Source organism: Streptomyces sp. NPDC048584 (genome assembly GCF_043199595.1).
In the GTDB taxonomy this organism is placed as follows: Bacteria; Actinomycetota; Actinomycetes; order Streptomycetales; family Streptomycetaceae; genus Streptomyces; species Streptomyces edwardsiae.
Map to the genome: position 1 here is coordinate 1 of NZ_JBICWF010000025.1, position 24,823 is coordinate 24,823.

Genomic DNA, 24,823 nt, shown 5'->3' on the forward strand with positions numbered 1-24,823 from the left:
GTGGGGGGTGGGGGGGGTGTGCGTGGCTGGGGGGGGGTCCCCCACGCCTGGGTGGGCGCGTCCCTCCTTGTTTTTTGGGGGGGGGGGGGGCGGGGCGGCCCCCCCCCCCACCCGGGTACCAGGCGGCCGGTCACGCTCCATCGCGCGACCGGCCGTTTCCGCACGCGCACGTCTCCCACCCCCACTTCCCTAGGAGTGACGATGCGTCGAACACCCGCACCACCACCGCACCTGCCCCGGTCCGGACGGCGGGCACGCTGGGTCGCCACCGTGCTCGCGGTCCTGGCCCTCGTCGCCGGTACGGTTCTCACCGTCTCCGGTACCGTGGCCGCGGCACCTCAGGCGTGGACCCCGAAGCCCGCGCCGATGACCACCCCCTGGACCGGTCAGGTCGCGGTCGACAACCCGCTGCCCGAGTACCCGCGTCCGCAGCTCACCCGCCCCGACTGGGCCAATCTCAACGGTGTCTGGGACTTCGCCGTCACCTCGGCGGACGCCGGCCGGCCCGCCGCGTTCACCGAGCAGATCCGGGTGCCCTTCGTCGCCGAGTCCGCGCTCTCGGGCATCCAGCGCAGGATCACCCAGAATGACAAACTCTGGTACAAGCGCACCTTCACCGTTCCGTCGAACTGGAACGGCCGCCGCGTCCAGCTCAACTTCGGTGCCAGTGACTGGCGTACGACCGTGTGGGTCAACGACCGGCAGGCCGGCGCCACCCACAGCGGCGGCTACGACTCCTTCTCCTACGACATCACCGACCTGTTGAACGGCGGCACCAACACCGTCGTCGTCTCCGTCTGGGACCCCAGCCAGACCGGCGGCCAGGCGGTCGGCAAGCAGCGCATCAACGAGGTGACACCCCATCCGGGTGGGGGCATCTTCTACACCGCCGCGTCCGGCATCTGGCAGACGGTGTGGCTGGAACCCACGGCGGCCGCGCACATCACCCGCCTCGACATGGTGCCGGACCTCAGCAACAACCGTCTCAAGGTCACCGTGCGGGGCGCGGGGATCAACGGCCACCAGGCCCGTGTCACCGTCTCCGCCGGCGGCACCACGGTCGGCACCGCCACCGGACCGGTCGGCGGCGAGTTCACCGTCCCGGTCCCGACCCCGCACCGCTGGACCCCGGACGACCCCTTCCTCTACGACGTGAAGGCGGACCTGCTGTCCGGCGGCACGGCCGTCGACTCGGTCGGCAGCTACGCCGGTATGCGCACCATCGGCCTCGCCCGTGTCGACGGACTGCTGCGCCCGGTGCTGAACGGCGAGTTCGTCTTCCAGACGGGCACCCTGGACCAGGGCTACTGGCCGGACGGGATCTACACGGCGCCGACCGACGCCGCCCTCCGGTACGACCTGCAGAAGCACAAGGACCTCGGCTTCAACATGGTGCGCAAGCACATCAAGGTCGAGCCGCAGCGCTGGTTCTACTGGGCCGACCGGCTGGGACTGCTGGTGTGGCAGGACATGCCGGCCATGGATACGCGCACCCCCGACTCGGCGGCGCGCACCCAGTGGGAGGCCGAGTACGACCGGATCATCGACCAGCACCGCAGCTCACCGTCCCTGGTGATGTGGGTGAACCAGAACGAGGGCTGGGGCCAGTACGACCAGGCCCGTATCGCCGACGAGGTGAAGGCGTACGACCCGTCCCGGCTGGTGAACAACATGAGCGGCGTCAACTGCTGCGGGGCGGTGGACGGCGGCAACGGTGATGTGGTCGACCACCATGTGTACGTCGGCCCCGGCACCACGGTGCCCAGCGCCACCCGTGCCGCCGTCCTCGGCGAGTTCGGCGGCCTGGGCTTCAAGGTGGCCGGCCACGAGTGGTACCCCGGCGGCGGCTTCAGCTACGAGGACCAGCCCGACCTCGCGCATCTGAACAACCGGTTCATCGGCCTGCTGGACGGAATCCGTGAGGTCCGTATGCCGCGAGGGCTGTCCGCCTCGGTCTACACGGAGATCACCGACGTCGAGAACGAGGCCAACGGCCTGCTCACCTACGACCGTCAGGTGGTCAAGGTCGACGAGGCCCGGGTCAGGGCCGCCAACCGGGCCCTGATCGACGCCTCACGCTCGTCCACCGCACCCGTGACGCTGCCCACCGGCCAGTACAAGTCGCTGCGCGTGACGACGTCCGGCCACACCGACCGCTATGTGCGGCACCAGGACGGTGCCGCGTTCACCGCGGTCGTGAACAGCGGGAGCGACGCGCTGCTGAGGAACGACGCCACCTGGCGGATCGTGCCCGGTCTGGCCGACAGCACCTGCTACTCGTTCGAGTCGCGGAACTACCCCGGCGAGTATCTGCGCCACCGCGCATACCGCGTCTACAAGGAGGGCGGCAGCGGCGACCTGTTCCGCGCCGACGCCACCTTCTGCCCCGTCCGGGGCGCGAACGGCGGAGTGAGGCTGTCGGCCTACAACTTCCCCGAGCAGTATCTGCGCCACTACAACGCCGAGTTGTGGCTGGCGACCCCGGGGGGCACCCACGCCTGGGACGGCCCCGCCCTCTTCACCGAGGACACCACCTGGGCGGTGGAGGCCCCCTGGGCCCCCTGACGCCATGAAAGCGGGGTGGGGGGGGGGGGGCGGGGGGGGGGCCCCCCCCCCCCCCCCCGGCCCCCCGGGGGGGGGGGGGGGGGGCGGGCGCGGGCGGCCGGGCGGGGGGGGGGGGGGGGGGGGGGGGGGGGGGGGGGGGGGGGGGGCGGCGCGGGGGCCGGGCCCCGGCGGCCGCCCCCCGGCCCCCCGGCGGGGGGCCCCCCCCCCCCCCGCCCCCCCCCCCCCCCCCCCCCCCCCCCCCCCCCCCCCCCCCCCCCCCCCCGCGCGCCCCCCCCCCCCCCCCCCCCCCCCCCCCCCCCCCGCCGTCGACAGGGCTACTGCTTCTCCCCGCTGTAGAGCGCGCTCACCTCCTCGGCGGTGAGCGCCTTGTCGTAGGCGTGGACCTCGTCCACCGCGCCGTTCCAGAAGTCGGTGTTCTCACCGTTGTACTTGGCACGGCCCACGGCGAGCGGGCCGGTGGCGACGTAGGCGGGGCCGGCGGTCGCCGTCGACGCGAGCTCGCCGTCGACGTACAACTTGATCTGCTTCGTCGCGTCGTCACGTACCCCGACGAGGTGGTACCAGCGGCCGGTCTCCGGTGTGGTGGCCAGTCGTGCGCGCTGTCCGTCGGGCGTGCTGAAGGCGAACGCGCCCTGCCCGTACTGCAGATAGAAGGGGCTCGCCTGGCGGCGGCCGTCCTGGCTGACGGCGCTGGCGTAGTTGCCGGGCAGGGAGTCGAGGGTGACCCAGGCGGAGACCGTGTAGCTGCCGGTGGTGTCGACCACGGGGCCCTCGGTCTCGGCGTACTGGCCCTGGCCGTCGAACGTCAGGGCGCTGCCGCTGACTCCGGGGGTCCAGCCGGTGCCCTCGCTCAGGGTGAGCGGCTTGCCGTTCGGGCCGTCGTCCTTCGCGGTGCTGCCGGTTCCCTCGTCGAGGGACCAGGACCCGCCGCCCTTGAGCGGCTCGCGGTCGCCCGCGGCGGCGCCGGCCGCGATGACCTCGCGGTTGATCTCACGGACCCGGACCGGGTCGACCTTGATCTCCCTGCGGTCGTAGGTGTACAGGCCGTTGAGTTCGTTCTCCAGGTCGGTGATCTGCGTGTACACCGATCCGGAGAGTTCGGCGCCGGCCTGGTCGAGGTAGAACTTCTCGGTGTTCTCGACGTACTTGCGGGTCAGCGCCTCCTTGTCGCCGACACCGCTGTAGATCACGGTCGGCGTGCCCGGCCACATGTGGCCCGGGGTGCGCAGCGTGAAGCCGCCGTGTTCGCCGTCCATGGCCGCCCGGTGGTCCGGGAAGGGCGCGTCGTCGTTGTTGTAGTCGTGGTGGTCGATGATGTCGCCGGTGCCCGAGTCACCCTTGGAGTTGCAGCAGTTGACGCCGCTGTGGGTGTTGACGACGCGGGACGGGTCGGCGGCCTTCACCGACTCGGCGATCTTGCCGGTCGCCTCGCGGTTCCACTCGCCCCAGCCCTCGTTGAAGACGATCCAGCCGATGACGGAGGGCGAGTTGTGGTGCTGGCGCATCATCTCCCGGCCCTGGTCGACGAAGGCCTTCTGCCCGGTCTCGTTGGTGATGTTCCCGGAGACGAAGTCCTGCCAGACCAGCAGGCCGAGCTTGTCCGCGTGGTAGAACCAGCGCGGCGACTCCACCTTGATGTGCTTGCGGACGGCGTTGAAGCCGAGCTTCTTGTGCGCCTCCAGGTCGAACGCCAGGGCGTCGTCGCTGGGCGCGGTGTAGAGGCCGTCGGGCCAGAAGCCCTGGTCGAGGGTGGCGAGGGAGAAGACCGGCTTGCCGTTGAGCACCAGCTTCTGGAAGCCGCCGACCTCCTCGATGCCGATCTCGCGCATGCCGAAGTAGCTGCCGACCCTGTCGGTGGACCGGCCGTCCTTCAGCTTGATGTCGAGGTCGTAGAGGTAGGGGTCGTCGGGGCTCCACAGGTGCTGCCTGGCGACGCGCAGGTCCAGCTTCCTACCGGCGGGTCCGCTGACCCGGCCGACGACCTTGCCGCGGGCGTCGCGGGCGACGGCCTCGACTCGGGCGTGCTTGGAGGCGTTCTCCGACTCGACGGTCACGGCGAGGGTGCCGGTGTCGATGTCGGGCGTGGTGACGACGTTGTCGATGGCCGCTTCGGCGACGGGCTCCATCCAGACGGTCTGCCAGATGCCGGACGACTGGGTGTAGAAGATGCCGCCGGGGTTGGTGGACTGCTTGCCCATCGGCTGGTCGGCGCCGCCGGTGTCGGTGACGGCGACGACGATCTCCTGCTTGCCCTTGCTCTTGAGGGCGTCGGTGATGTCGGCGGTGAAGGCGTTGTAGCCGCCGGTGTGTTCGGCGACCTTCCTGCCGTTGACGTAGACGGTGGCCTGGTAGTCGACGGCACCGAAGTTGAGCTTGAGCCGGTTGGACCGGCCGTTCTTGCCGACCTTCCAGTTCTTCGGCACGTCCACGAGCTTGCGGTAGAACATGTGGTCCTCGTGCCGCTCGAGCCCGGAGAGCTGCGACTCGACCGGGAACGGCACGATGATCTTCTCGTCCAGGTCCTTGCCGAAGACCGGCTGCTCACCGGCTTCGGCGCCGCTGAACTGCCAGGGCCCGTTGAGGTTCTTCCACTGGGAGCGCACCTGCTGCGGGCGCGGGTACTCCGGCAGCGGGTTCCTCGTGTCGACCTTGTCGCCCCACGGGGTGGTGATGCGGTGGGTGGAGGTGTTCACGGCGTAGCGGACGATACGGGGTACGGTCTTGCCGCCGGCCGTGAGGCCGCCCTCGCCGTCGTAGGTGAAGCGGACCTGCTGGTTCTTCTGGATCGGCTCGGAGAGCGTGATCAGAAGGGAGTTGGGGTCGCCGGGGGCGGCTGCCACCGACTTGACCGGCATGGCGGTCGTGTCGGCTTCCACCTTGAGGTGTCCGGCCACTCCGGCGAGGTCGCCCACGGGGTTCTCGAACCGGGCACGCAGCTTGCGGCCGTCCTCGGTGACGGTCGGCTCCACGGGGAAGACCTCGAAACCGGCGGGCGGGGTGAACGCCGTCGTCGGCACGAGCTGCTTGGGCATCGTGGGCGTCGACCAGCGCAGGAACATGTTGGCGCCGCCGACGTCCTGGAACATCTCCATACGGAAGTCGTGCTTCTCGCCGGCGGCGAGCCTGACCGTCGCGCTGGTCTGTTCCCTGTCCCAGTCGCCCACCCAGTGGTCGATGACGGGTTCGTCGTCGATGAACAGCCGGAATCCGTTGTCGCCGATGGCGTAGAAGGTGTAGTCGCCGGTTTCGGGTGCCTCGATCTGCCCGGTCCAGCGGGCGGTCGTGTGCTCCGTCCGCCCGGTCAGCTCCTCGAAGGTGCTGGTGAGGCCGGAGAAGTTGATCTGCGGCTCCAGCAGGGTGCCGCCGAGTTCGGCGAAGTCCCGGGCGCCCGGTTCCGACATGCTGAAGTACTCGCCCTTGAGGCCGTGCACCACGACGTCGGCGTCGGCGTCGGCGGCGGCCGGGCCGGCGGACAGCCCGGCGATCGGCGCGGCCGCCGACGCGGCGGGGGCCAGGGCGCCCGTGGACAGGGCCAGTGCACCCACGGTCAGCAGGGTCCACCATCGGGATCTGGGGAGTTGTCTTGTCATCGAACCTTTCCTCGCGCAGAGGGCATGGGGCCAGGACGAAACAGGGGTGGCCGTCGGCTCGGCCGGGAAACTATTCCAACGTTGGAAATTCATTGTGCAGCGGAATGACAGCACGCCGCCCGGCGGCTGTCCAGGCCTCGCGCAGAGCTGATGGGCCATCAGCTCGCGCCGCCTGGCGCCGGGATGGCCATCGGCCCGGCCCGACGGCTCTCTTGACAGGCCCGACGCCGGTCACAATCCTGTGAGGGCGTCTTTCATCGATGTAAAACCTCGGCGTGGAGGTGACGGGACACGATGGCCAGGTTCCCCGACGGGGCGAGGAGGCTCTCCCGCCGTCCGGCCGGCGTGGTCGGCTTCGTGCTGTCCGGCGTGCTCGCCGCCGCGCTGACCCTGACGTCCGCCGAACCCGCCCAGGCGGATCAGACCGGTCTGCGGGCCGCCGATCCGAGCGTGCTCCGGGTCGGTGGCACATACGTCTCCGTGCAGTCGACCGGCGGGGGCATCGCCGTACGGCAGGCCTCCTCGACGGCGGCTCTGGACTCGGCGGCCCCGCGGCAGGTCTGGTCGGACACGCGTGGGCGTGGTGAGGTCTGGGCGCCGGAGATCGTGATGGACGGCGGCCGCTATTACATCTACTTCACGGCCGGGCGGGGTGCGGCCCACCGGATGTTCGTGATCAGCTCGGCGAGTCCCGACAGCGGCTACTCCGCCGAGTCGCAACTGGCCCTGCCGGACGACAAGTGGGCGATCGACGGAACGCTGTTCACGTTCAACGGGCAGCGTTGGTTCGTCTGGTCCGGCTGGGCCGGGGACACCGATGTCGAGCAGAACCTGTACATCGCCCGGATGAGCGGCCCGACCACGCCGACGGGCGCCCGGTACGTCATCTCGCAGCCCCGGGAGAGCTGGGAGCGGGTGGTCGGCAACCCGTTCATCAACGAGGGCCCGGAGCCCATCAAGGATCCGAGCGGGCAGCTGCACATCACGTACTCCGCCAACGGCAGCTGGAGCGACCAGTACTGCGTGGCCGACCTGCGGCTGCGGGCGGGCGGCGATCCGACGTACGTATGGGACTGGTACAAGTCCAACGGCTGCCTCTTCGGCTCGAACCGGGCCACCATGATGGCCGGCTGGGACCCGACTCTGCACGTCAACGGCCCCGGCCATCACAGCTTCGTGCTGCTGCGCGGCGACATCGGTACCAGCCCGCCCGCCGGACCGCGATTCCCGCTGATGTTCCACGCGGTGCCGAAGGGCACGCCGTACACGTGGGAGAACCGCTACTGGTACACGGGCACGTTCTGCTGGTGGGGGAACACCACCTACAGCCGCGCCAACGTGCCGGGGCCGAACACGGACACCGGCTGGAGCCTCAAGTTCTTCGAGTAGGCCAGCCGTCGCCGTCGCCGAACGGGCCGTCGGCCGTGAAGGCGTGGGCGGCGAAGCGTTCGCGGACGCCGCCGAGGGTCGGCCTGCCCGCGGCTTGCTCCTCGGGGCGCCCGTGGCGGTGAACAGGAGCCTGCCCTCGGCAAGGTGGCTGAAGTCGTGGGCGGTGGGGCCGGGTGTGTCCTCGTTGACCAGGTCCACACCGCCCGGTGTGGCGGTGCGGGCGGGCCAGGTGCCGGTGGGACTCGCGGCGTCGGAGCCGTGGCTGACGGAGCGCTTCCGCACCCGCGCGACCGCCGTCGAACCCGGTCTGCCCGGCGAGGACAAGACCGTGGAGATCTGGCTGCCGCACAACGAGACCACCGAACTCGTCGCCCTGCGCACCGACGCGCCCGTCGAGCCCGCCTCCGCCCTTGGCCGCCGCACCTGGCTGCACCACGGCAGCCGTGGGTTCCAGCTCCGGGGCGCCGTGTACGAGATCGGCGGTGACGGGTGTGGTGGTCCAGGCGGTGGGCCTTGTCCCTCGTCCGCGGGTCGGGGCGGGCGGGGTCCGCGGTCAGGGTTCGGGCCAGTTGCGCAGGAGGGCGTCCAGCGCGTCGAGGACGCGGGTCCAGGTGTCCTGGGTGTCGGGAGCGCTGTGGCTGAATCCGCCGCCCATCTCCAGGCTGACGTAGCCGTGGAAGACGCTGCCGAGAAGGCGGACGGCGTGGGTCTGGTCCGGTTCCGTGAGGTCGTAGCCGCGCAGCAGGGCGCGGGTCATCTGGGCGTGCCGTACTCCGGCGCTGGCGGCCGCCACTTCCGGGCTGAGCCGGAACTGGGCGGCGGCGTAGCGTCCGGGGTGCTCGCGCGCGTAGTCGCGGTAGACGTTCGCCAGCGCGGTCAGGGCGTCCTTGCCGGCCCGTCCGGCGAGGGCGTCGGCGGCGCGGTCGGCGAGTTCCTCGAGGGCGAGCAGGGCGATCCGTGTCCTGAGGTCGTGGGAGTTCTTCAGGTGGGAGTAGAGGCTCGCCACCTTCACGTCGAAGCGCCGGGCGAGCTCCGAGACGGTGACCTGGTCGAAGCCGACCTCGTCGGCGAGCTCGGCACCCGCTCTGGTCAGGCGTTCGGTGGTCAGTCCCGCACGTGCCGCCACAATCATCCCCTCAATCAACTGATCCGATTATGCATCCTTCCTAAAGCCTTTAGGTGAAGGGGTGCCGTCGGACCCCGTTGTCAGTGGTGGGAGGCAGGATGCTGTGTATGACAACACCCGCAGCAGTGATCGTGGACGCCGCCGCCTATGCCCAGGCGGTCGAGGACGCCGTGCGCGCGGCGGCCGCCTATTACGAGGGCGGCACCTCGGTGCTGGACGACGACGCCTACGACCGGCTGGTACGGGGGATCTCGGCCTGGGAGGCGGAGCATCCGGACGGCATACTGCCCGACTCCCCCACCGGGAAGGTCGCCGGTGGCGCGGTGGAGGGCGACGTTCCGCACACGGTGCCGATGCTCAGCCTGGACAACGTGTTCTCGGCGGAGGAGTTCACGGCCTGGACCGCGTCGCTGTCCCGCCGTACCGGCCGGGACGTCACGCGCTTCGGTGTGGGTCCGAAGCTGGACGGGCTCGCGATCGCCGCCCGGTACAGCGTCGGCCGTCTCACCCGGCTGATCACCCGCGGGGACGGGACGGCCGGGGAGGACGTCTCGCACGCGATCGGCACCGTCGAGGGGCTGCCGGAGCAGCTGAGCGAGCCGGTCACCGTGGAGGTGCGCGGCGAAGTCCTGATGACGGGTGCCCAGTTCGAGCATGCCAACGAGGTGCGCACCTCGCACGGCGGGCAGCCGTTCGCCAACCCGCGCAACGCGGCGGCGGGCACGCTCCGCGCGAAGGAGCGGGTCTACACGGTGCCGATGACGTTCTTCGGCTACGGGCTGCTGCCGCTGCCCGGCACCGACGCCCCGCTCGCCGGGAAGCTGAACGCGCTCGCGCACAGCGAGCTGATGGCGCTGGCCGGCGATCTCGGTGTGCACACCAGTGCCGGTACCGCCGTCCCGGACGTGGTCGCCGAGGGCGCGGAGGAGGCCCTGGAGCGGGTGAGGGAGATCGCCGCGCTCCGTGCCGAACTGCCCTTCGGCATCGACGGGATCGTCATCAAGGCCGACCTGGCCGAGGACCAGCGGGCCGCGGGTTCTGGCACCCGTGCGCCGCGCTGGGCGATCGCCTACAAGCTGCCGGCCGTGGAGAAGATCACCCGGCTGCTGGAGGTGGAGTGGAACGTGGGCCGCACCGGCATCATCGCGCCGCGCGGTGTCCTCGAACCGGTCGTCATCGACGGCTCCACCATCACCTACGCCACGCTGCACAACCCGGCCGACATCACCCGCCGCGACCTGCGCCTGGGCGACCATGTCATGGTCCACCGCGCGGGCGACGTCATCCCCCGCATCGAGGCCCCGGTGGCCCATCTGCGTACGGGTGAGGAGCGGCCGATCGAGTTCCCCGAGTCGTGTCCGCGCTGCGGTTCGGAGATCGACTCCAGTGAGGAGCGCTGGCGCTGCGCCCAGGGCCGCAACTGCCATCTCGTCGCGTCCCTCGCCTACGCCGCGGGGCGCGATCAGCTCGACATCGAGGGCCTGGGCGGCACCCGCGTCGTGCAGCTGGTGGAGGCGGGTCTGGTGACCGATCTCGCCGATCTGTTCGCCCTCCAGCGCGACCAGCTGCTCGCGCTGGAGCGGATGGGCGAGACCAGCACCGACAATCTGCTCGCCGCGCTGGCCAAGGCCAAGGAACAGCCGCTGTCGCGGGTGCTGTGCGCGCTGGGTGTGCGGGGCACGGGGCGGTCCATGTCCCGGCGTATCGCCCGCCACTTCGCCACCATGGACCACATCCGCGCGGCCGACGCGGAGTCGATGCAGCGGGTGGAGGGCATCGGGTCGGAGAAGGCGCCCACGATCGTCGCGGAGCTGGCCGAACTCGCGCCGCTCATCGACAGGCTGGCCGCCGCCGGGGTCAACATGACGGAGCCCGGCGCCACTCCGCCGCCGCCTCCCGGTGCCGAGGACGAGGCTTCGGCGGAGGGCGGCCCGCTGGCCGGGATGACGGTGGTGGTCACCGGCGCGATGACCGGCAGCCTGGAGAAGCTCTCCCGCAACGAGATGAACGAACTGATCGAACGGGCCGGCGGACGTTCCTCCTCCAGCGTCTCCAAGAAGACCGCGCTGGTGGTGGCGGGCGAGGGCGCGGGTTCCAAGCGCGCGAAGGCCGAACAGCTCGGTCTGCGCCTCGCCACCCCGGAGGAGTTCGCGGTACTGGTCGCCGGCCTCCTCGACTGAGCGGCGCGCGGACCGCGGGCCGTCGCCTCGACGGCCCGCGGTGAAGGCGTCCGCGTGCCCGGCGGCCCATCGGGGCAAGGTGCGGGCCGGGGGCGTCCGTGCCGTCGCCGGGGTGTTGCCGTACGCGGGTCTTTCGTCACCGACGCGGACGCCGCGTGGCGGGGGGGGACGGGCAGGCCGACGCCGCGGCCGCGGTGGCACGCCCGTCCGGGAGGCCGTGACGGGGCCCGTGGTTGAATCCCCTTCCGATCGCTCTCCGGGAGAGGACGCCATGCCCGCCGACAGCCCGTACGAGATCCTGGACGACCGTTTCCGTACCGGACGGTGTGTGAACGGGGACAGCAGGCTGGAGGTCCTGTACGACGGCTGCCGCTGGGCGGAGGGGCCGCTGTATCTGCCCGCCTGGCGTCAGCTGATCTGGAGCGACATCCCGAACGACCGCATCCTGCGCTGGGACGAGGCCACCGCGGCCGTGGGGGTCTTCCGCTCCCCGGCCGGTCACAGCAACGGCAACACGGTCGACCGGCGGGGCCGGCTGGTCACCTGTGAGCAGGGCAACCGCCGGGTGACCCGTACCGAAGCGGACGGGAGCCTGACCGTCCTCGCCGACCGGTACGCCGGCAAGCGGCTGAACAGCCCCAACGACTCCGTCGTACGCTCCGACGGCACGATCTGGTTCTCCGACCCCGACTTCGGCATCACCAGCGACTACGAGGGTCATCGCGCCGAGCCGGAGATCGGCGCGTGCAACGTGTACCGGATCGATCCGGCGTCGGGTGAGGTCCACCTCGCCGCGGACGGCTTCGACGGCCCCAACGGGGTGGTCCTGTCCCCCGACGAGAGCCGCCTCCTCGTCTCCGACTCACGGGCCGCCCGGATCCATGTGTTCGACATCCGGGACGACGGCACGCTGTCCGGTGGCCGGGTCTTCGCCGAGGGGCAGGCGGACGTCCGCTTCGACAACATCCGCTTCGACGACGAGGGCCGTCTGTGGGCCGCCGCGCTCGACGACGGCGTGCACTGTTACGACCCGGACGGCACCCTCATCGGACGGCTGCGCGTGCCCGAGCCGGTCTCCAACGTCACGTTCGGCGGGCCGAAGAACAACCGGCTGTTCATCACCGCCACCACCTCCCTGTACTCCCTGGTGATGTCGGTGACGGGGGCCCCGCGCCTCTGACCGGTCCGCTCCCCGGGCCGGTTGGCCCACCGGATTCACGGTTACCCGGACCCCAGGTGGACGTGGCGGAGGAAGGGAGCCGGCCGTGCGATTCCGGAGCCGTGCGCATGCGGGACAGGAACTGGCCGTCAGGATGCTGGAGTGGTCGAGCAGCGGCGATCTCGCCAACGTGACCGTGCTGGCGCTGCCGCGCGGCGGCGTCCCGGTCGGGGCGGAGATCGCCCGGGCGATGCAGGTGCCCCTGGATGTCCTGGTGGTCCGCAGGATCGGGGTCCCCGGGTCCCCCGAGGTGGGGGTCGGGGCGGTCGCCGGCGACGATCCACCGGTGTTCGACCGTACGGGTATGAAGGTCCTGGACCTCTCGGAGGACAAACTCGGCGCCGAGGTGGACCGGGCGCGGGCCGAGCTGCACCGGCAGGAGCGGGTGTACCGGGGTGACCGGCCCGCGCCGGAGGTCGCCGGTCACAGCATCGTGGTCGTGGACGACGGGCTGGCCACCGGCATCACCGCCCGCGCCGCCCTGCGGAGTCTGCGGCGCGGCCGACCGCTGCGGCTGACCCTGGCGGTGCCGGTGTGCGGTCACGAGACCGCGGCGGCGCTGCGGGACGAGGCCGACGACGTGGTGGCCCTGTACCGGCCTCAGCGGCTGCGGTCCGTCGGCGAGTGGTACGAGGACTACCACCGGGTCACCGATCAGGAGGTGCTGGACGCCCTGGGTGCGGGGCGACCGCACCCTGCCGGTCCGGTCCTCAGCTCCGGGCGGGGGTGAGGACCACGAAGTCCGCCCGGTGCGGGTCGAGGCAGACGGCCATCCGGCCGACGCCCTCCGCGTCCACCGGTCCCATCTGTACGCTCCCGCCGTTCCCGTTGACCTCGGCGACCGCGGCGTCGCAGTCGGTGACGTTGAACACCGGATGCCAGTACGGCGGCCCGCCGGCCAGGGCGAGGGCTCCCTCGTCGACCTGCATGAGGCCGCCGTGCATACGCTCCTCGGGCTGCCCGGCCGGGGTGATCAGGAAGTACGTGCCCCCGCCGCCCGGCAGTTCCATGTCGCTGTACCGCCAGCCGAGGACACTGCCGTAGAACTCCTTCGCGGCGGCCGCGTCGCTGGTGTAGAGCTCGGTCCAGGACAGTGAGCCCGGCTCGTCCACGAGGTCGACGCCTTTGCTCTCCCGAGGCTGCCAGACGGCGAACTGGCCGCCCAGCGGGTCGCTGTACTGGGCCATCCGCCCCCACTGCTCGAGGTCCATCGGCGGGACGCGCACGGTGCCGCCGCCGCGCTCCACCGCCCGGGTCGTGGCGTCGGCGTCGGTGACGCTGTAGTAGATCATCCAGGCCGGGCGCGCCCCCTCCTCGGTGAGCTTGCCGAGCCCGGCGACCATCTTGCCGTCCTTGCGGAACATGCCTCCTTCCACGCCCTCCGTCCCGGCCTCCCCCATGGGCTCGAAGTCCCAGCCGAGCACCGCGCCGTAGAAGGCGGCGGCGGTGGGGACGTCGGGGACGCCGAGGTCGAGCATGCAGGGAGCCCCGGGGGCGAAGTCGGTGGTGATCACGCGATGTCCTTTCGCAGATGCCCTTTTGCCCCAGCGTGCCACCGGGCACCGGCACCCGCCCTTCGGCTTCGCCGTCCGGGCCGGTCCGCTACTCCGTCTCCGCCGCGCCGCCCGTGGTGAAGGACGGCAGGAGCCGCGCGGGGTGGGCGGCGTCGCGGTAGATCTTGTGGGTGACGGGGCGGCCCACCGGCAGGTGGAAGGCGTCCGGCGACAGCGGCGGCGCCGTCGGCGAGCGGCGCGTCGCTGGAGAGCTCCACGACCGGCTTGTGGCCCGGAAGGAACGTCGCCGCGCACGGGTGGACGCGCAGCACGTACTCCTCGGTCCTGCCCCCGGCTCGACCGGCACCGCGCGGGTGCGCGGACGGAAGCCGGTGCCGATCAGCAGGGAAGGCGCGAGGCCCCGGGCGGCAGCTCGTCACCACCGCCCGCCTCAAGGCCTCGCACCGCGAAGTCGACGAGGAGCGCACCACCGAGGGCGACCCGTATCGCCCCGACCGTCGGCTCCGTGAAGGCCGTGGCGCTGAACAGCGTGCCTCGGCATCCGGCCGGCCCGGCGAGCGCGCTCGGTCCCGTCGTGGTCAGCGCGGTCGCCCTCGGCGGTGCCGGCTCGGCGTCCACGGCGAACCTGCCCGGCGCGGGCCCGTACGGCGGCCGGACGGCCGCGGCACGCGAGATCACCTCAGCCGGCGGCCCGATCACGGGAGCGATCGGGAGTCCTGCCGTCCTCCTCGGACTGCGGGACTCCCGATCCGGTCACCGCCGGTTAACGCAGCGGTTCGATGCGGATGTTGCGGTAGCGGACCTTGTTGCCGTGGTCCTGCAGCCGGATGGCGCCGGCTGCGGGGCCCTCGGCGGCTCCGCCGCCCGTCGGGCTGTCGATGGTCACGTCGTCGTGGACCTTCTTGCCGTTCCACACCACGGTGACTCGGGCGTCGGCCGTCTTCTCGCCCTCGGCGTCGTAGCGTGCCGCGTGGAAGACGATGTCGTACGACTGCCAGGTCTCGGGTGCCCTGGCGGCGTTCACATCAGGGGCCTTCTTGAGATAGATCGCTCCCGCCTCGTTGGTGTCGGGCGTGGTGTCGCCGTACGAGTCGAGGATCTGGAGCTCGTAGCGGTCCTGGAGGTAGACGCCGCTGTTGGCGCGGTCCTGGCCGGTGACGTCCGGCGGCAGCTCGGGCAGCCAGTACTCGACGTGCAGCTTGAAGTCGTCGTAGCTGTTCTTGGTACGGATGTCCCCGCAGCAGACCTCCATGGCGCCGTCGGTGACGGGCCACTCCACCGGCCGGCCGTCGGTGTGCTGCCACCGGTCCAGACCGTCACCGTCGAACAGCTCGACCGCGCCGCCGTGCCGGTCGACGCTGAGGAGGTCGAGGTTGACGTGTCCGGTGTCGCCCTCGTCGTACCGGTACGCGATGCTGTTGTGCCCGGCACGCAGCCGCAGTGCCTCGGTCTGTGTCGACCAGGTGTCCCAGTCGCCGGTGCTGCGGAACTCGGCCTGCTTCACCTTCTCGCCGTTGACGTAGAGGGAGAGGGACTTGGTGCCCTGGAAGGGGTTCGGTCCGTTGGAGTAGCGCAGCCCGACGTCGTACGTCCCGCTCCTGCGCACCTTGACGTCGAAGGTCGTCGTGGCGCCCTGGGTGCCGTACCGGTCGACGAAGCCGCTGCCGGAGTAGGCCCTGTGGTCGGTGTGGATGCCGGCCGCACCGGTGAGGGACGCCTCCTCGGCCTCGTACAGCGGGCCCTGTTCGGGCTGCTTGCCCGGCATGGCGTTGAGCGTGTACCAGGCCTCGGTGCTCCACAGGGTCTCGCCGGACGCCGAGCTGAACGGGCGCGGGGAGCGGAGGTGGACGACGCGGCCGGGCTTGAGGCCCTCGACGGCCAGGGTCACCTTCTTGCGGTCCCGCGACAGCTTGGCCGACGTCACCTTCAGGGTCTCCTCGGCGATCTTGGGGCCGCCGTAGTCCTGGGTCGGTGTGTAGCGCCACTGCTGGGCCTCGTAGTGGCTGACAAGGTTGTCAGCGGTCTCCTCGGACAGCGGCTGGGTGTACTCCAGCTCGAAGCCGCCCTTCTTCACCCGCATGGCCTGGATGTCGAAGGTGTCGCCGCCGTTCGGCGTCAGCTTCTGAAGGCCGTACCGGAGCTTGCCCTCCTGGCCCCAGTTGCCGTCCGCGCCCAGACCACCGGCGTAGATCGCGCCGTCGGGGCCCATGGTGATCCGGTTGACGCCGGCTTCGAGGCCCTGGGTGTAGCGGAAGACTGCGCCCTGGTACTGGCCCTTGACCTTCTCCAGGTAGGCGCGCTGCAGACCACCGTAGGTGACGTCACCGAAGAGCATCTGCCCCTTGAACCGGCCCTTGGTCAGGTAGAGGGGGGTGCTGGGCGAGTTGGCGATCTCGTTCTGCGGGAGCCAGAGCACGGGCTGGGTCACCGGCTCGGAGTCGAAGGGGCCGGCGGGGTTGGTGTAGTGGTTGAAGAAGCGGTCCTGCTTGATGTGGACCAGCTTCGACGAGGGGAGCCAGCCGCCCTGGTTGTCGGTGGCGAAGATGTCGCCTTCGGGGCCCCAGCCGATGCCGTTCGGGGTGCGCAGGCCGCCGGCCAGGTAACTCACCTTGCCGGTCTTCTTGTTGACCTTGATGGTCGCGCCGCGGCCGGGTGCGGGCTGCGGATCCGTGGTGGCGCCGCCGTAGTTGATGGCGACGGACAGGTTCAGATAGAAGTAGCCCTTGCTGTACAGCAGTCCGAAGGCGAACTCGTGGAAGTTGCCGCCGTACGGCCAGGTGGCGATGGTCTTGAACTCGTCCATGACGCCGTCGCCGTCGCTGTCGCCCAGCTCCGTCAGCTCGTGCTTCTGGGAGACGAAGATGGTGCCGTCGACGACCTTGAGGCCCATCGGTTCCCTGAGGCCCTCGGCGATCTTCGTGGCCCTCACCTTGTCCGGGCCCGTGCTGCCGGTGACCTCGTCCATGACGTAGACCTCGCCGGCGGTGTTGTCGGTACCGCCCCAGGTGCTCACCACCAGCCGGCCGTCGGGCAGCCAGTCCATGCCCGTGACCTGCGGTTCGAAGCCCTCGGGGCGCAGGTCTGTGAGCGTGAGGTCGGGGCGGACCGAGTTCAGCGGAAGGCCGTCGCCCGGCGAGTCACGGAAGCCCTCGCACTCCTTGCGGCCCGGGGCGGTGACCCGGACCACGCCGGCGTCGGTGCTCAGCGCCGAGTTCGGCACCGTCGCGAACCCCTCGACGCCCGGGGGCCGCCAGGCGAGGTTGAGCACCTGATCGCCGCCGCGCTCGAAGTGGTCGATGCGCAACGAGTGCATGCCCTCGGTGAGCTGGACCGTGCCGTCCTTGGGCTCGGCACCGTGCAGCCCGTCGTGGTCGATGACCACCTCACCGTCGATCAGCAGCCGTGAGCCGTCGTCGCTGGACAGCCGGAAGGTGTACGAACCGTCCGCCGGCGCATGGACGTTGCCGGTGACCTGGGTGACGAAGTTGTCGTTGAAGCCGCCGAAGTCGTCGGTCGTGCTCCAGTCGACGGCCGGCATCAGCTTGTCGACGTTCGGGGTCTGTCCGGGCTTGAGTGTGCAGATCTTCTCGAGCGGGACCTGGACGTCGAAGACGCGCAGGGTGACCCCGGGTTCCTGCGGCGGCACGTCCGCCTGGGACGCGGAGGCCGGCCGGGCCGTGGCCAGGGGGGCTCCCCAGAGTCCGCCCGCGACGAACGCGCCGACGACCAGTCCTGTCAGAGATCTTCGGGCGCGCCGGTACAGCCGTGCGTCCATGCTTCCTCCTGCTGAGTCGACCGGAGGGCCGGATAACTCCGGTGCCGAATGGGCGAAACGCCAACGGTTGCGGCGACACGCTAGGAGACTTCTGCTCAACCCGTCCAGACTTTGTACTCGATGAGTTCAAAGTCCTTCCGGTGGGCAGTCTTCATCGATGTAATGAGGCGGCGTCGGGACGGCGGTGCGGTTACGGCGAGACCGGGAGGCGGTAGACCGAGACGTGGGAGCGCGAGTCGGCGGTGAACTCTGCGCCGTCCCAGTCGGCATGCCTGGATTCCCGCTCGAATCCGGCCAGTTGGGCCATGAGGTCGAGTTCGGCCGGCCAGATGTAGCGGTGCGGGGTACGGAAGAGCTCGGCCTGCTTGGTGCCGTCGAAGTGGAAGTGGTGCGAGACGACGTGCTGTTCGAGGGTGTCGTAGGTGTCGAGGAGGATGTATCCGGGCTCGGACAGGCCGACCGTGGCCGGCGCTCCCGGCGGCAGCCTGCGCAGTTCGGGCACCCACAGTTCGATCACGAACCGCCCGCCGGGGCCGAGATGGCGGGCCGCGTTGCGGAAGCACGCGACCTGCTCGGCCTGGGTGAGCAGATTGGCGATGGTGTTGAAGACGAGATAGACGAGGGTGTACTCCCCCGGTGCGGCGGTGGTCGCCATGTCACCCATGATCACGGGGATGGTGGTCTCGTCGGCCTTGGTGCGCAGTCGCTCGACCATCGGCCGGGACAACTCGATCCCGGTGACGGGGACTCCGCGTTCGGCGAGTGGGACGGCCACCCTGCCGGTGCCGATGGCGAACTCGAGCGCCGCCCCGCCCCGGGCGAGCAGGGCGAGACGGTCCACGGTCGGTCCCAGTACCTCGGGGGCGAACATTCCGGTGCCGGGGGTGTCATAGCTCCGGGCGGCGTCGGCGTCCCAGATCTCCTCTTGGTCCATCGGGCCAACGCTGGTCGTCCGCACCGGCGTTGTCCACCGAATAACCTACGGCTTGCGGGCGAGTCCCCCGTGCTCGGCGATGACCTCCGGCGTGGGCGTGTCGCCGTCCGGGCGCCACAGCGGGACCGGGACGACACCCGGCTCGAGCAGTTCCAGGCCCTCGAAGTACGCGGTGATCTGGTCGACGGTGCGCAGGTTGTAGGGGACGGCGCCGCTGTCGTTGTAGGCGTCCTGGGCCCGCTCGAAGACGGGGTCGACGCCACGTGAGCCGTCGTTGACGGACAGGTAGCTGCCGGACGGCAGGGCGGCCATCAGCCGGGTGGCGATGGAACGCGCCTGGTCGTAGTCGGAGATGTGCCCCAGGATGTTACTGAGGATCAGGGCGGTGGGCCGCTTGAAGTCCAGCGTCTCGGCGGCGGCCTCGAGGATGCGGTCCGGGTCGAGGATGTCGGCGTCGATGTACGCGGTCGCGCCCTCCTGGGTGGAGTAGAGCAGGGCGCGGGCGTGGGCCAGGACCATCGGGTCGTTGTCGACGTAGACGATCCGGGAGTCGGGGGCGAGGCGCTGGGCGACCTGGTGGGTGTTGTCGGCGGTCGGCAGGCCGGTGCCGACGTCCAGGAACTGCCGTATGCCGGCCTCGCCGGCCAGGAAGGTGATGTTGCGGCGCAGGAAGGCGCGGCTGCTGCGGGCGATGGTGACGATGCCGGGGAAGACGGCGGTGTAGGCGTCGCCGGCCTCCTCGTCGACGGGGTAGTTGTCCTTCCCTCCCAGCCAGTAGTTCCAGATCCGGGCGGAGTGCGGCACCGAGGTGTCGATCTTCTGCTGCGCTGATCCGGGCGCCGCGGCGGGGTCGGTCATTTTTACCGTCCGTAGTCAATCGTGGGCTGTTCTGGCCAACGCATAATCTACGGTCCCACAGGTCGTCGGCGCAGGCTTGTTCGCCGGACCGGATGCGCCCCCGCCGCCCCTTCCCGTCCCGTCCCTGGGGGCCCCGCCCCCAGAGCCCCTTCGCGCCCACGCGGCGGAGCCGCTATCGGCACAGCCCCGCGCCCCTGAGCGGCGCGGGGAGCCCTCAGCTGAGTTCCACCAGCAGGTCGCCGCCCTCCACCTGCTGGATCCTGTTGATCGCGAGTCGCGCGACCGTCCCGGACTTCGGCGCCGTGATCGCCGCCTCCATCTTCATCGCCTCGATCGTCGCCACCGTCGCCCCGGCCGCCACCTCGTCCCCCTCGGCGACAGCGAGCGTCACCACGCCCGCGAAAGGCGCCGCGACATGCCCGGCGTTCGCGCGGTCCGCCTTCTCCGTGACCGGCACGTCCGACGCCGCCGACCGGTCACGGACCTGGATCGGCCGCAGCTGACCGTTCAGGGAGGACATCACCGTCCGCATCCCCCGCTCGTCCGCCTCCCCCACCGCCTGCAGCTCGATGAGCAGCCGCACACCGGGGTCGAGGTCGACGCCGTACTCCGTGCCGGGCCGCAGCCCGTAGAAGAAGTCCTTGCTGTCCAGGACGCTGGTGTCACCGAAGGACTGGCGGTGTGTGTCGAACTCCCGTGTGGGGCCGGGGAAGAGCAGCCGGTTGAGCGTCGGCCGGCGGTCCTTCGCCAGTCCGGCCCGGTCCTCGGCGCTCAGCTCCTGCACGGGCTTGGGCTCGGCACGCCCTCGCAGGGCCTTGCCGCGGAAGGGCTCGGGCCAGCCCCCGGGGGGTGTGCCCAGCTCGCCGCGCAGGAAGCCGATCACGGAGTCGGGGATGTCGAACCGGTCCGGCTCCCGCTCGAAGTCCTCGGGGGCCACGCCCGCGCCCACCAGGTGCAGCGCGAGGTCGCCGACCACCTTCGACGAGGGGGTCACCTTCACCAGATGCCCGAGCATCCGGTCGGCGGCGGCGTACATGGCCTCGATGTCCTCGAAGCGGTCGCCGAGACCGAGGGCGATGGCCTGGGTACGCAGGTTGGAGAGCTGTCCGCCGGGGATCTCGTGGTGGTAGACGCGTCCGGTCGGCGAGGCGAGGCCCGCCTCGAAGGGGGCGTAGACCTTGCGGACGCTCTCCCAGTACGGCTCCAGGTCGCCGACGGCCTGGAGGTCGAGGCCGGTGGGGCGCTCGGAGTGGTCGGTGGCGGCCACGATCGCCGAGAGGGACGGCTGTGAGGTGGTGCCCGCCATGGAGGCCACGGCCCCGTCGACCGCGTCCGCGCCGGCCTGGACCGCGGCGAGGTAGGTGGCCAGCTGGCCGCCCGCGGTGTCGTGGGTGTGCAGGTGGACCGGCAGGTCGAACTCCCGGCGCAGCGCCGACACCAGCGTCGCCGCCGCGGGCGCCCGCAGCAGGCCCGCCATGTCCTTGACTGCCAGGACGTGGGCGCCGGCCTCTACGATCTGCTCGGCCAGGCGCAGGTAGTAGTCCAGGGTGTAGAGCCGCTCGGCCGGGTCGGAGAGGTCGGCGGTGTAGCACAGGGCCACCTCTGCGACGGCGGTACCGGTCTCGCGCACGGCGTCGATGGCGGGCCGCATCTGGGAGACGTCGTTGAGCGCGTCGAAGATGCGGAAGATGTCGATCCCGGTCGCCGCCGCCTCCTGGACGAAGGCGTCGGTCACCTCGGTGGGGTACGGGGTGTAGCCGACGGTGTTGCGACCGCGCAGCAGCATCTGGAGGCAGATGTTGGGCACGGCCTCCCTCAGGGCCGCCAGGCGCTCCCACGGGTCCTCGGCGAGGAAACGCAGCGCGACGTCGTACGTGGCGCCGCCCCAGCACTCCAGGGAGAGCAGCTCGGGCAGCGTGCGCGCCACGACCGGGGCGACGGCGAGGAGGTCCTTGGTGCGGACCCGGGTGGCGAGCAGCGACTGGTGTGCGTCGCGGAACGTGGTGTCGGTGACGCCGATGGTCGGCGAGGCGCGCAGCCAGCCGGCGAAGCCGGCCGGACCGAGTTCGGCGAGCCGCTGCCGGGAACCGGCCGGCGGTTCCCCGTCGGGCGGTGCGGGCAGCTTGGTCAACGGGTCGATCAGCTGGGGCCGTTCGCCGTGCGGCTTGTTCACCGTGACGTCGGCGAGGTAGGTGAGCAGTTTGGTGCCTCGGTCGGCGGAGTGCCGGGCGGTGAGCAGTTCCGGGCGCCGCTCGATGAACGACGTGGTGACGTGTCCGGCCTGGAAGTCCGGGTCGTCCAGGACCGCTTGCAGGAAGGGGATGTTGGTGGCGACGCCGCGGATGCGGAACTCGGCCACCGCGCGCCGGGCCCGGCCGACCGCGGCGCCGAAGTCCCGGCCCCGGCAGGTGAGTTTCACCAGCATGGAGTCGAAGTGGGCGCTGATCTCCGTACCGGCGTGGGTGGTTCCGCCGTCGAGGCGGATGCCGGAGCCGCCGGGCGAGCGGTAGGCGCTGATCCGGCCGGTGTCCGGGCGGAAGCCGTTGGCGGGGTCCTCGGTGGTGATACGGCACTGGAGCGCGGCGCCGCGCAGGGTGATCGTCTCCTGGGAGAGGCCGAGGTCGGCGAGGGTCTCGCCGGAGGCGATGCGCAGCTGTGCCTGCACCAGGTCGACGTCGGTGACCTCCTCGGTGACGGTGTGCTCGACCTGGATGCGCGGGTTCATCTCGATGAAGACGTGGTTGCCGTCCCGGTCGAGGAGGAACTCCACCGTGCCGGCGTTGCGGTAGCCGATCCGGCGGGCGAAGTTCACGGCGTCGGCGCAGATGCGGTCGCGCAGTCCGGGGTCGAGGTTGGGTGCGGGCGCGAGTTCGATCACCTTCTGGTGGCGGCGCTGCACCGAGCAGTCCCGCTCGAACAGGTGAATGACGTCGCCCTGTCCGTCGGCGAGGATCTGCACCTCGATGTGGCGGGGTTCGACGACGGCCTTCTCCAGGAACACGGTGGGGTCACCGAACGCGGAGGCCGCCTCCCGGGACGCCGCCTCGATGGCCTCCCTGAGCTGGGCGGGCTCCTCGACGCGGCGCATGCCGCGCCCGCCGCCGCCCGCGACGGCCTTGACGAACACGGGGAAACCGACGCCGTCGGCGGCGGCCACGAGTTCGTCGACGTCCGTGGAGGGCGCCGAGGAGCCGAGCACCGGTACGCCCGCCTCGCGGGCGGCGGCCACGGCGCGCGCCTTGTTACCGGTCAGCTCCAGGATGTCGGCGCCGGGTCCGACGAAGGTGATGCCGGCCTCCTCGCACGCCCGGGCCAGCTCGGGATTCTCGGACAGGAATCCGTAGCCCGGGTAGACGGCGTCGGCACCCGCGCGGCGGGCGGCGCTGACGATCTCCTCGACGGAGAGGTAGGCCCGCACCGGATGTCCCGGCTCGCCGATCTCGTACGCCTCGTCGGCCTTCAGGCGGTGCAGGGAGTTGCGGTCCTCGTGCGGGAAGACGGCGACGGTTCGGGCGCCCAGTTCGTAGCCCGCGCGGAACGCCCTGATCGCGATCTCGCCGCGGTTGGCGACCAGCACCTTGCGGAACATTCTCGATCCCTTCAGCCTGCCGGTGACGAAAGACCATCGTGTCGGTGGCAGGTCCGGTACGCCATGTGAGCCGGGCCACTCACCGCCGGCCCGGCCATGTGGTGAGGGGCCACGGAGAGGAACTTTCCTCTCCGTGGCCCCTCATGCGTGCCGGCCGCGTCCTACTCGGTGACCCTCAGCAGCTTGTTCGGTGTGCCGCTGCCCGGGTTGCCGATCCTGTCGGCGGTGGCCGCGCCGGTCAGTGCCGTCGCCACGGCCGCCGGGTCGGCGTCGGGGTGGCCGGCCAGATACACGGCGGCCGCGCCGGCCACGTGGGGGGAGGCCATGGAGGTGCCGGATATGGTCTTCGTGCCCGTGTCGCTCTCGTTCCAGGCCGAGGTGATGTCGGAGCCGGGCGCGTACAGGTCCACGGCCGTGCCGAAGTTGGAGAAGTCGGACTGGGCGTCGTCCTTGGTGCTGGAGGCGACGGTGATGGCCTCCGGTACGCGGGCCGGTGAGCCCTGTCCGGCTTCGGCGGACTCGTTGCCGGCCGCGACGGCGAAGATGACCCCGGAGGCGATGGCCTTCTGGACCGCCGCGTCGAGGGCCGGGTCGGCGCCGCCGCCCAGGCTCATGTTGGCGACGGAGGGTCCCTTGTGGTTCTCGGTGACCCAGTCGATGCCGGCGATGACCTGCTCGGTGGTGCCGGAGCCGTTGTCGTCCAGGACTCTGACGGCCACGACATCGGCCTTCTTGGCGATGCCGTGCGCCGCGCCGGCGACGGTGGCTGCGACGTGCGTCCCGTGGCCGTTGCCGTCGTCCGCGGTGTCGTCGTTGTCGACGGCGTCGTAGCCGTGGCTCGCCCGGCCCTCGAAGTCCTGGTGCGTGACGCGTACGCCGGTGTCGATGACGTAGGCGGTGACGCCCTCGCCGGCCTGGTCCGGGTAGGTGTACTTGCTGTCGCCGGCGGTGTCCTCCTGGTCGACGCGGTCGAGGCCCCAGGACGGGGGGTCGTCCTGGGTGGCGGTGGTGTGGAAGGTGCGGTTGGCGACGACGGCGCCGACGGCCGGGTCCGCGGCGAGGCGCTTCGCCTCGGTCGCGGAGAGGCCGGTGGCGGCGAAGCCGTCGAGGGCCGCGTCGTAGGAGCGGCTGAGTGTGCCGCCGTACTCCTCGGCCAGGTCCTTCTTTTCGGCGGACGCCGTCTTCGTCCGCGTCTTCTCGTCGAGCAGGACGATGTAGCTGCCGGCCACGGTGCCTTCGGCGTTCAGGCCGAGGACGGTGCCTTGTGCGGGCTCGGCGGCGTGGGCGGACGGCGCTCCGAGCATGGCGGCCGAGACCGCGCACGCGGCGGCGGTGACCTTCAGTGCGACGGTACGCATCTGATGCGTCATGAAGAGGGATCTCCTCGTCGGATGTGGGGGGTTGACCTCCGGCGCGGGGTCGCGGGGAGGCTGACGAGAAGAGTGGCCACTTGTCGCGGTCAGATCAATGGGTGGTGCACCGGGTCCGGTCCGGCGCGGCGGCGGATCTGCACAACGTCCGCCCATGCCGGAGCCAACCAACGGGCGAAAGCCGAGCTGAACGGGGTGCTTGAAGCGCCAACCAGGGGCTGGGCGGGATTGGTGACCATCCCCTCACCCGACCCTCACGGGGTGGGAGTTTGGGGCGGTGGGGCGTGTGCGGGGTGCTGCGGCGTGGGTGGGTTGCGCGGGCCGGCGCTTGCGGGTGCCCCGCGCGGGTGTGGGGCTCGGGGGCCGGCGCTTACGGGGTGCCGCGCGCGGGTGTGGGCCGGGGGGCGTTCGCGCGGCCCGGCGCTTGCGGGGTGCCGTCGCGCCCACCCGTGCCGCCCCAGCGGCACGACTGCCCGCGGAGGCGGTGGGATGGCGGCATCACCGCCCGCGCGAGGCGGGGCATGTGGTCGCGGCTGGCCGCGCGGCGCGGGGCGTGTGGTCGTGGCCGGATGCGGAGGGGGTGGGCGGTCACGGCCGGATGCGGAGGGGGTGGGCGGTCACGGCCGGATGCGGAGGGGGGCGGTCACGGCCGGATGCGGAGGGGGGTGGGGTGGGGGTATCACCGGCTGGAGGAGCCGGGAGGGGGCTGAGGTG

Annotated in this window: 14 protein-coding genes and 2 pseudogenes; 6 read left to right on the top strand and 10 right to left on the bottom strand. The window is 71.3% G+C overall.

The annotated features are described in order from the left end of the window. Positions 1–201 precede the first annotated feature (201 nt). Positions 202–2,565 carry an AbfB domain-containing protein gene (locus tag ACGFR9_RS34625; RefSeq protein ID WP_393216786.1) on the top strand — a complete coding sequence of 788 codons (2,364 nt, stop codon included), beginning with the start codon at positions 202–204 and terminating at the stop codon, positions 2,563–2,565. 314 nt (positions 2,566–2,879) lie between these two features. On the opposite strand, the gene ACGFR9_RS34630 is transcribed toward ACGFR9_RS34625, so the two are convergent. Beyond that, positions 2,880–6,155: a LamG-like jellyroll fold domain-containing protein gene (locus tag ACGFR9_RS34630; protein ID WP_393216788.1), complete on the bottom strand. Its 3,276-nt coding sequence runs from the start codon at positions 6,153–6,155 to the stop codon at positions 2,880–2,882. A 294-nt stretch (positions 6,156–6,449) separates the two neighbouring features. Between ACGFR9_RS34630 and ACGFR9_RS34635 the strand changes: the two genes are divergently transcribed. After that, the gene (locus ACGFR9_RS34635) at positions 6,450–7,544 is read left to right on the top strand and encodes a glycoside hydrolase family 43 protein (RefSeq protein ID WP_393216790.1); all 1,095 of its coding nucleotides are present in this window, start codon (positions 6,450–6,452) and stop codon (positions 7,542–7,544) included. Here ACGFR9_RS34635 and ACGFR9_RS34640 read toward each other — a convergent pair. Then, a pseudogene (locus ACGFR9_RS34640) lies at positions 7,528–7,814 on the bottom strand (hypothetical protein); the annotation flags it as partial. The gene ACGFR9_RS34635 and the pseudogene ACGFR9_RS34640 sit on opposite strands and share 17 nt — an antisense overlap. 34 nt (positions 7,815–7,848) lie before the next feature. Here ACGFR9_RS34640 and ACGFR9_RS34645 point away from each other — a divergent pair. Next, a pseudogene (locus ACGFR9_RS34645) lies at positions 7,849–7,986 on the top strand (lipase); the annotation flags it as partial. Between the two features lie 111 nt (positions 7,987–8,097). Here ACGFR9_RS34645 and ACGFR9_RS34650 read toward each other — a convergent pair. Continuing rightward, positions 8,098–8,676 (bottom strand): TetR/AcrR family transcriptional regulator, encoded by a 579-nt coding sequence (locus tag ACGFR9_RS34650; RefSeq protein WP_393216792.1) that lies wholly within the window; start codon positions 8,674–8,676, stop codon positions 8,098–8,100. A 101-nt stretch (positions 8,677–8,777) separates the two neighbouring features. On the opposite strand from ACGFR9_RS34650, the gene ligA reads away from it, so the two are divergent. The 3 genes from ligA to ACGFR9_RS34665 all read left to right on the top strand — a co-directional run bounded on the left by ligA (position 8,778) and on the right by ACGFR9_RS34665 (position 12,799). Continuing rightward, positions 8,778–10,850, top strand: a complete 2,073-nt coding sequence (gene ligA / locus ACGFR9_RS34655) for an NAD-dependent DNA ligase LigA (protein WP_393216794.1) — start codon at positions 8,778–8,780, stop codon at positions 10,848–10,850. Between the two features lie 271 nt (positions 10,851–11,121). Then, the gene (locus tag ACGFR9_RS34660; RefSeq protein WP_393216796.1) at positions 11,122–12,030 is read left to right on the top strand and encodes an SMP-30/gluconolactonase/LRE family protein; all 909 of its coding nucleotides are present in this window, start codon (positions 11,122–11,124) and stop codon (positions 12,028–12,030) included. Positions 12,031–12,115: 85 nt separating this feature from the next. Continuing rightward, positions 12,116–12,799, top strand: a complete 684-nt coding sequence (locus tag ACGFR9_RS34665; protein WP_393216798.1) for a phosphoribosyltransferase — start codon at positions 12,116–12,118, stop codon at positions 12,797–12,799. Here the strand turns inward: ACGFR9_RS34665 and ACGFR9_RS34670 are convergent. From ACGFR9_RS34670 to ACGFR9_RS34700, 7 genes are all read right to left on the bottom strand, one after another. Continuing rightward, positions 12,780–13,583, bottom strand: a complete 804-nt coding sequence (locus tag ACGFR9_RS34670; RefSeq protein WP_393216800.1) for a VOC family protein — start codon at positions 13,581–13,583, stop codon at positions 12,780–12,782. The genes ACGFR9_RS34665 and ACGFR9_RS34670 overlap by 20 nt on opposite strands. A 378-nt stretch (positions 13,584–13,961) precedes the next feature. Then, positions 13,962–14,282, bottom strand: a complete 321-nt coding sequence (locus tag ACGFR9_RS34675) for a hypothetical protein (protein WP_393216802.1) — start codon at positions 14,280–14,282, stop codon at positions 13,962–13,964. Positions 14,283–14,346: 64 nt separating this feature from the next. Continuing rightward, on the bottom strand, positions 14,347–17,358 hold the full coding sequence (locus tag ACGFR9_RS34680; protein WP_393216804.1) for a family 16 glycoside hydrolase: 3,012 nt from the start codon (positions 17,356–17,358) through the stop codon (positions 14,347–14,349). 190 nt (positions 17,359–17,548) lie between these two features. Further along, the gene (locus ACGFR9_RS34685) at positions 17,549–18,292 is read right to left on the bottom strand and encodes a class I SAM-dependent methyltransferase (protein ID WP_393216806.1); all 744 of its coding nucleotides are present in this window, start codon (positions 18,290–18,292) and stop codon (positions 17,549–17,551) included. 45 nt (positions 18,293–18,337) lie between these two features. After that, positions 18,338–19,150 (bottom strand): SAM-dependent methyltransferase, encoded by an 813-nt coding sequence (locus ACGFR9_RS34690; protein ID WP_393216808.1) that lies wholly within the window; start codon positions 19,148–19,150, stop codon positions 18,338–18,340. Between the two features lie 214 nt (positions 19,151–19,364). Next, positions 19,365–22,739 (bottom strand): pyruvate carboxylase, encoded by a 3,375-nt coding sequence (locus tag ACGFR9_RS34695; protein ID WP_393216810.1) that lies wholly within the window; start codon positions 22,737–22,739, stop codon positions 19,365–19,367. A 161-nt stretch (positions 22,740–22,900) separates the two neighbouring features. Further along, on the bottom strand, positions 22,901–24,109 hold the full coding sequence (locus ACGFR9_RS34700) for a S8 family serine peptidase (protein ID WP_393216811.1): 1,209 nt from the start codon (positions 24,107–24,109) through the stop codon (positions 22,901–22,903). Positions 24,110–24,823: the final 714 nt, after the last annotated feature.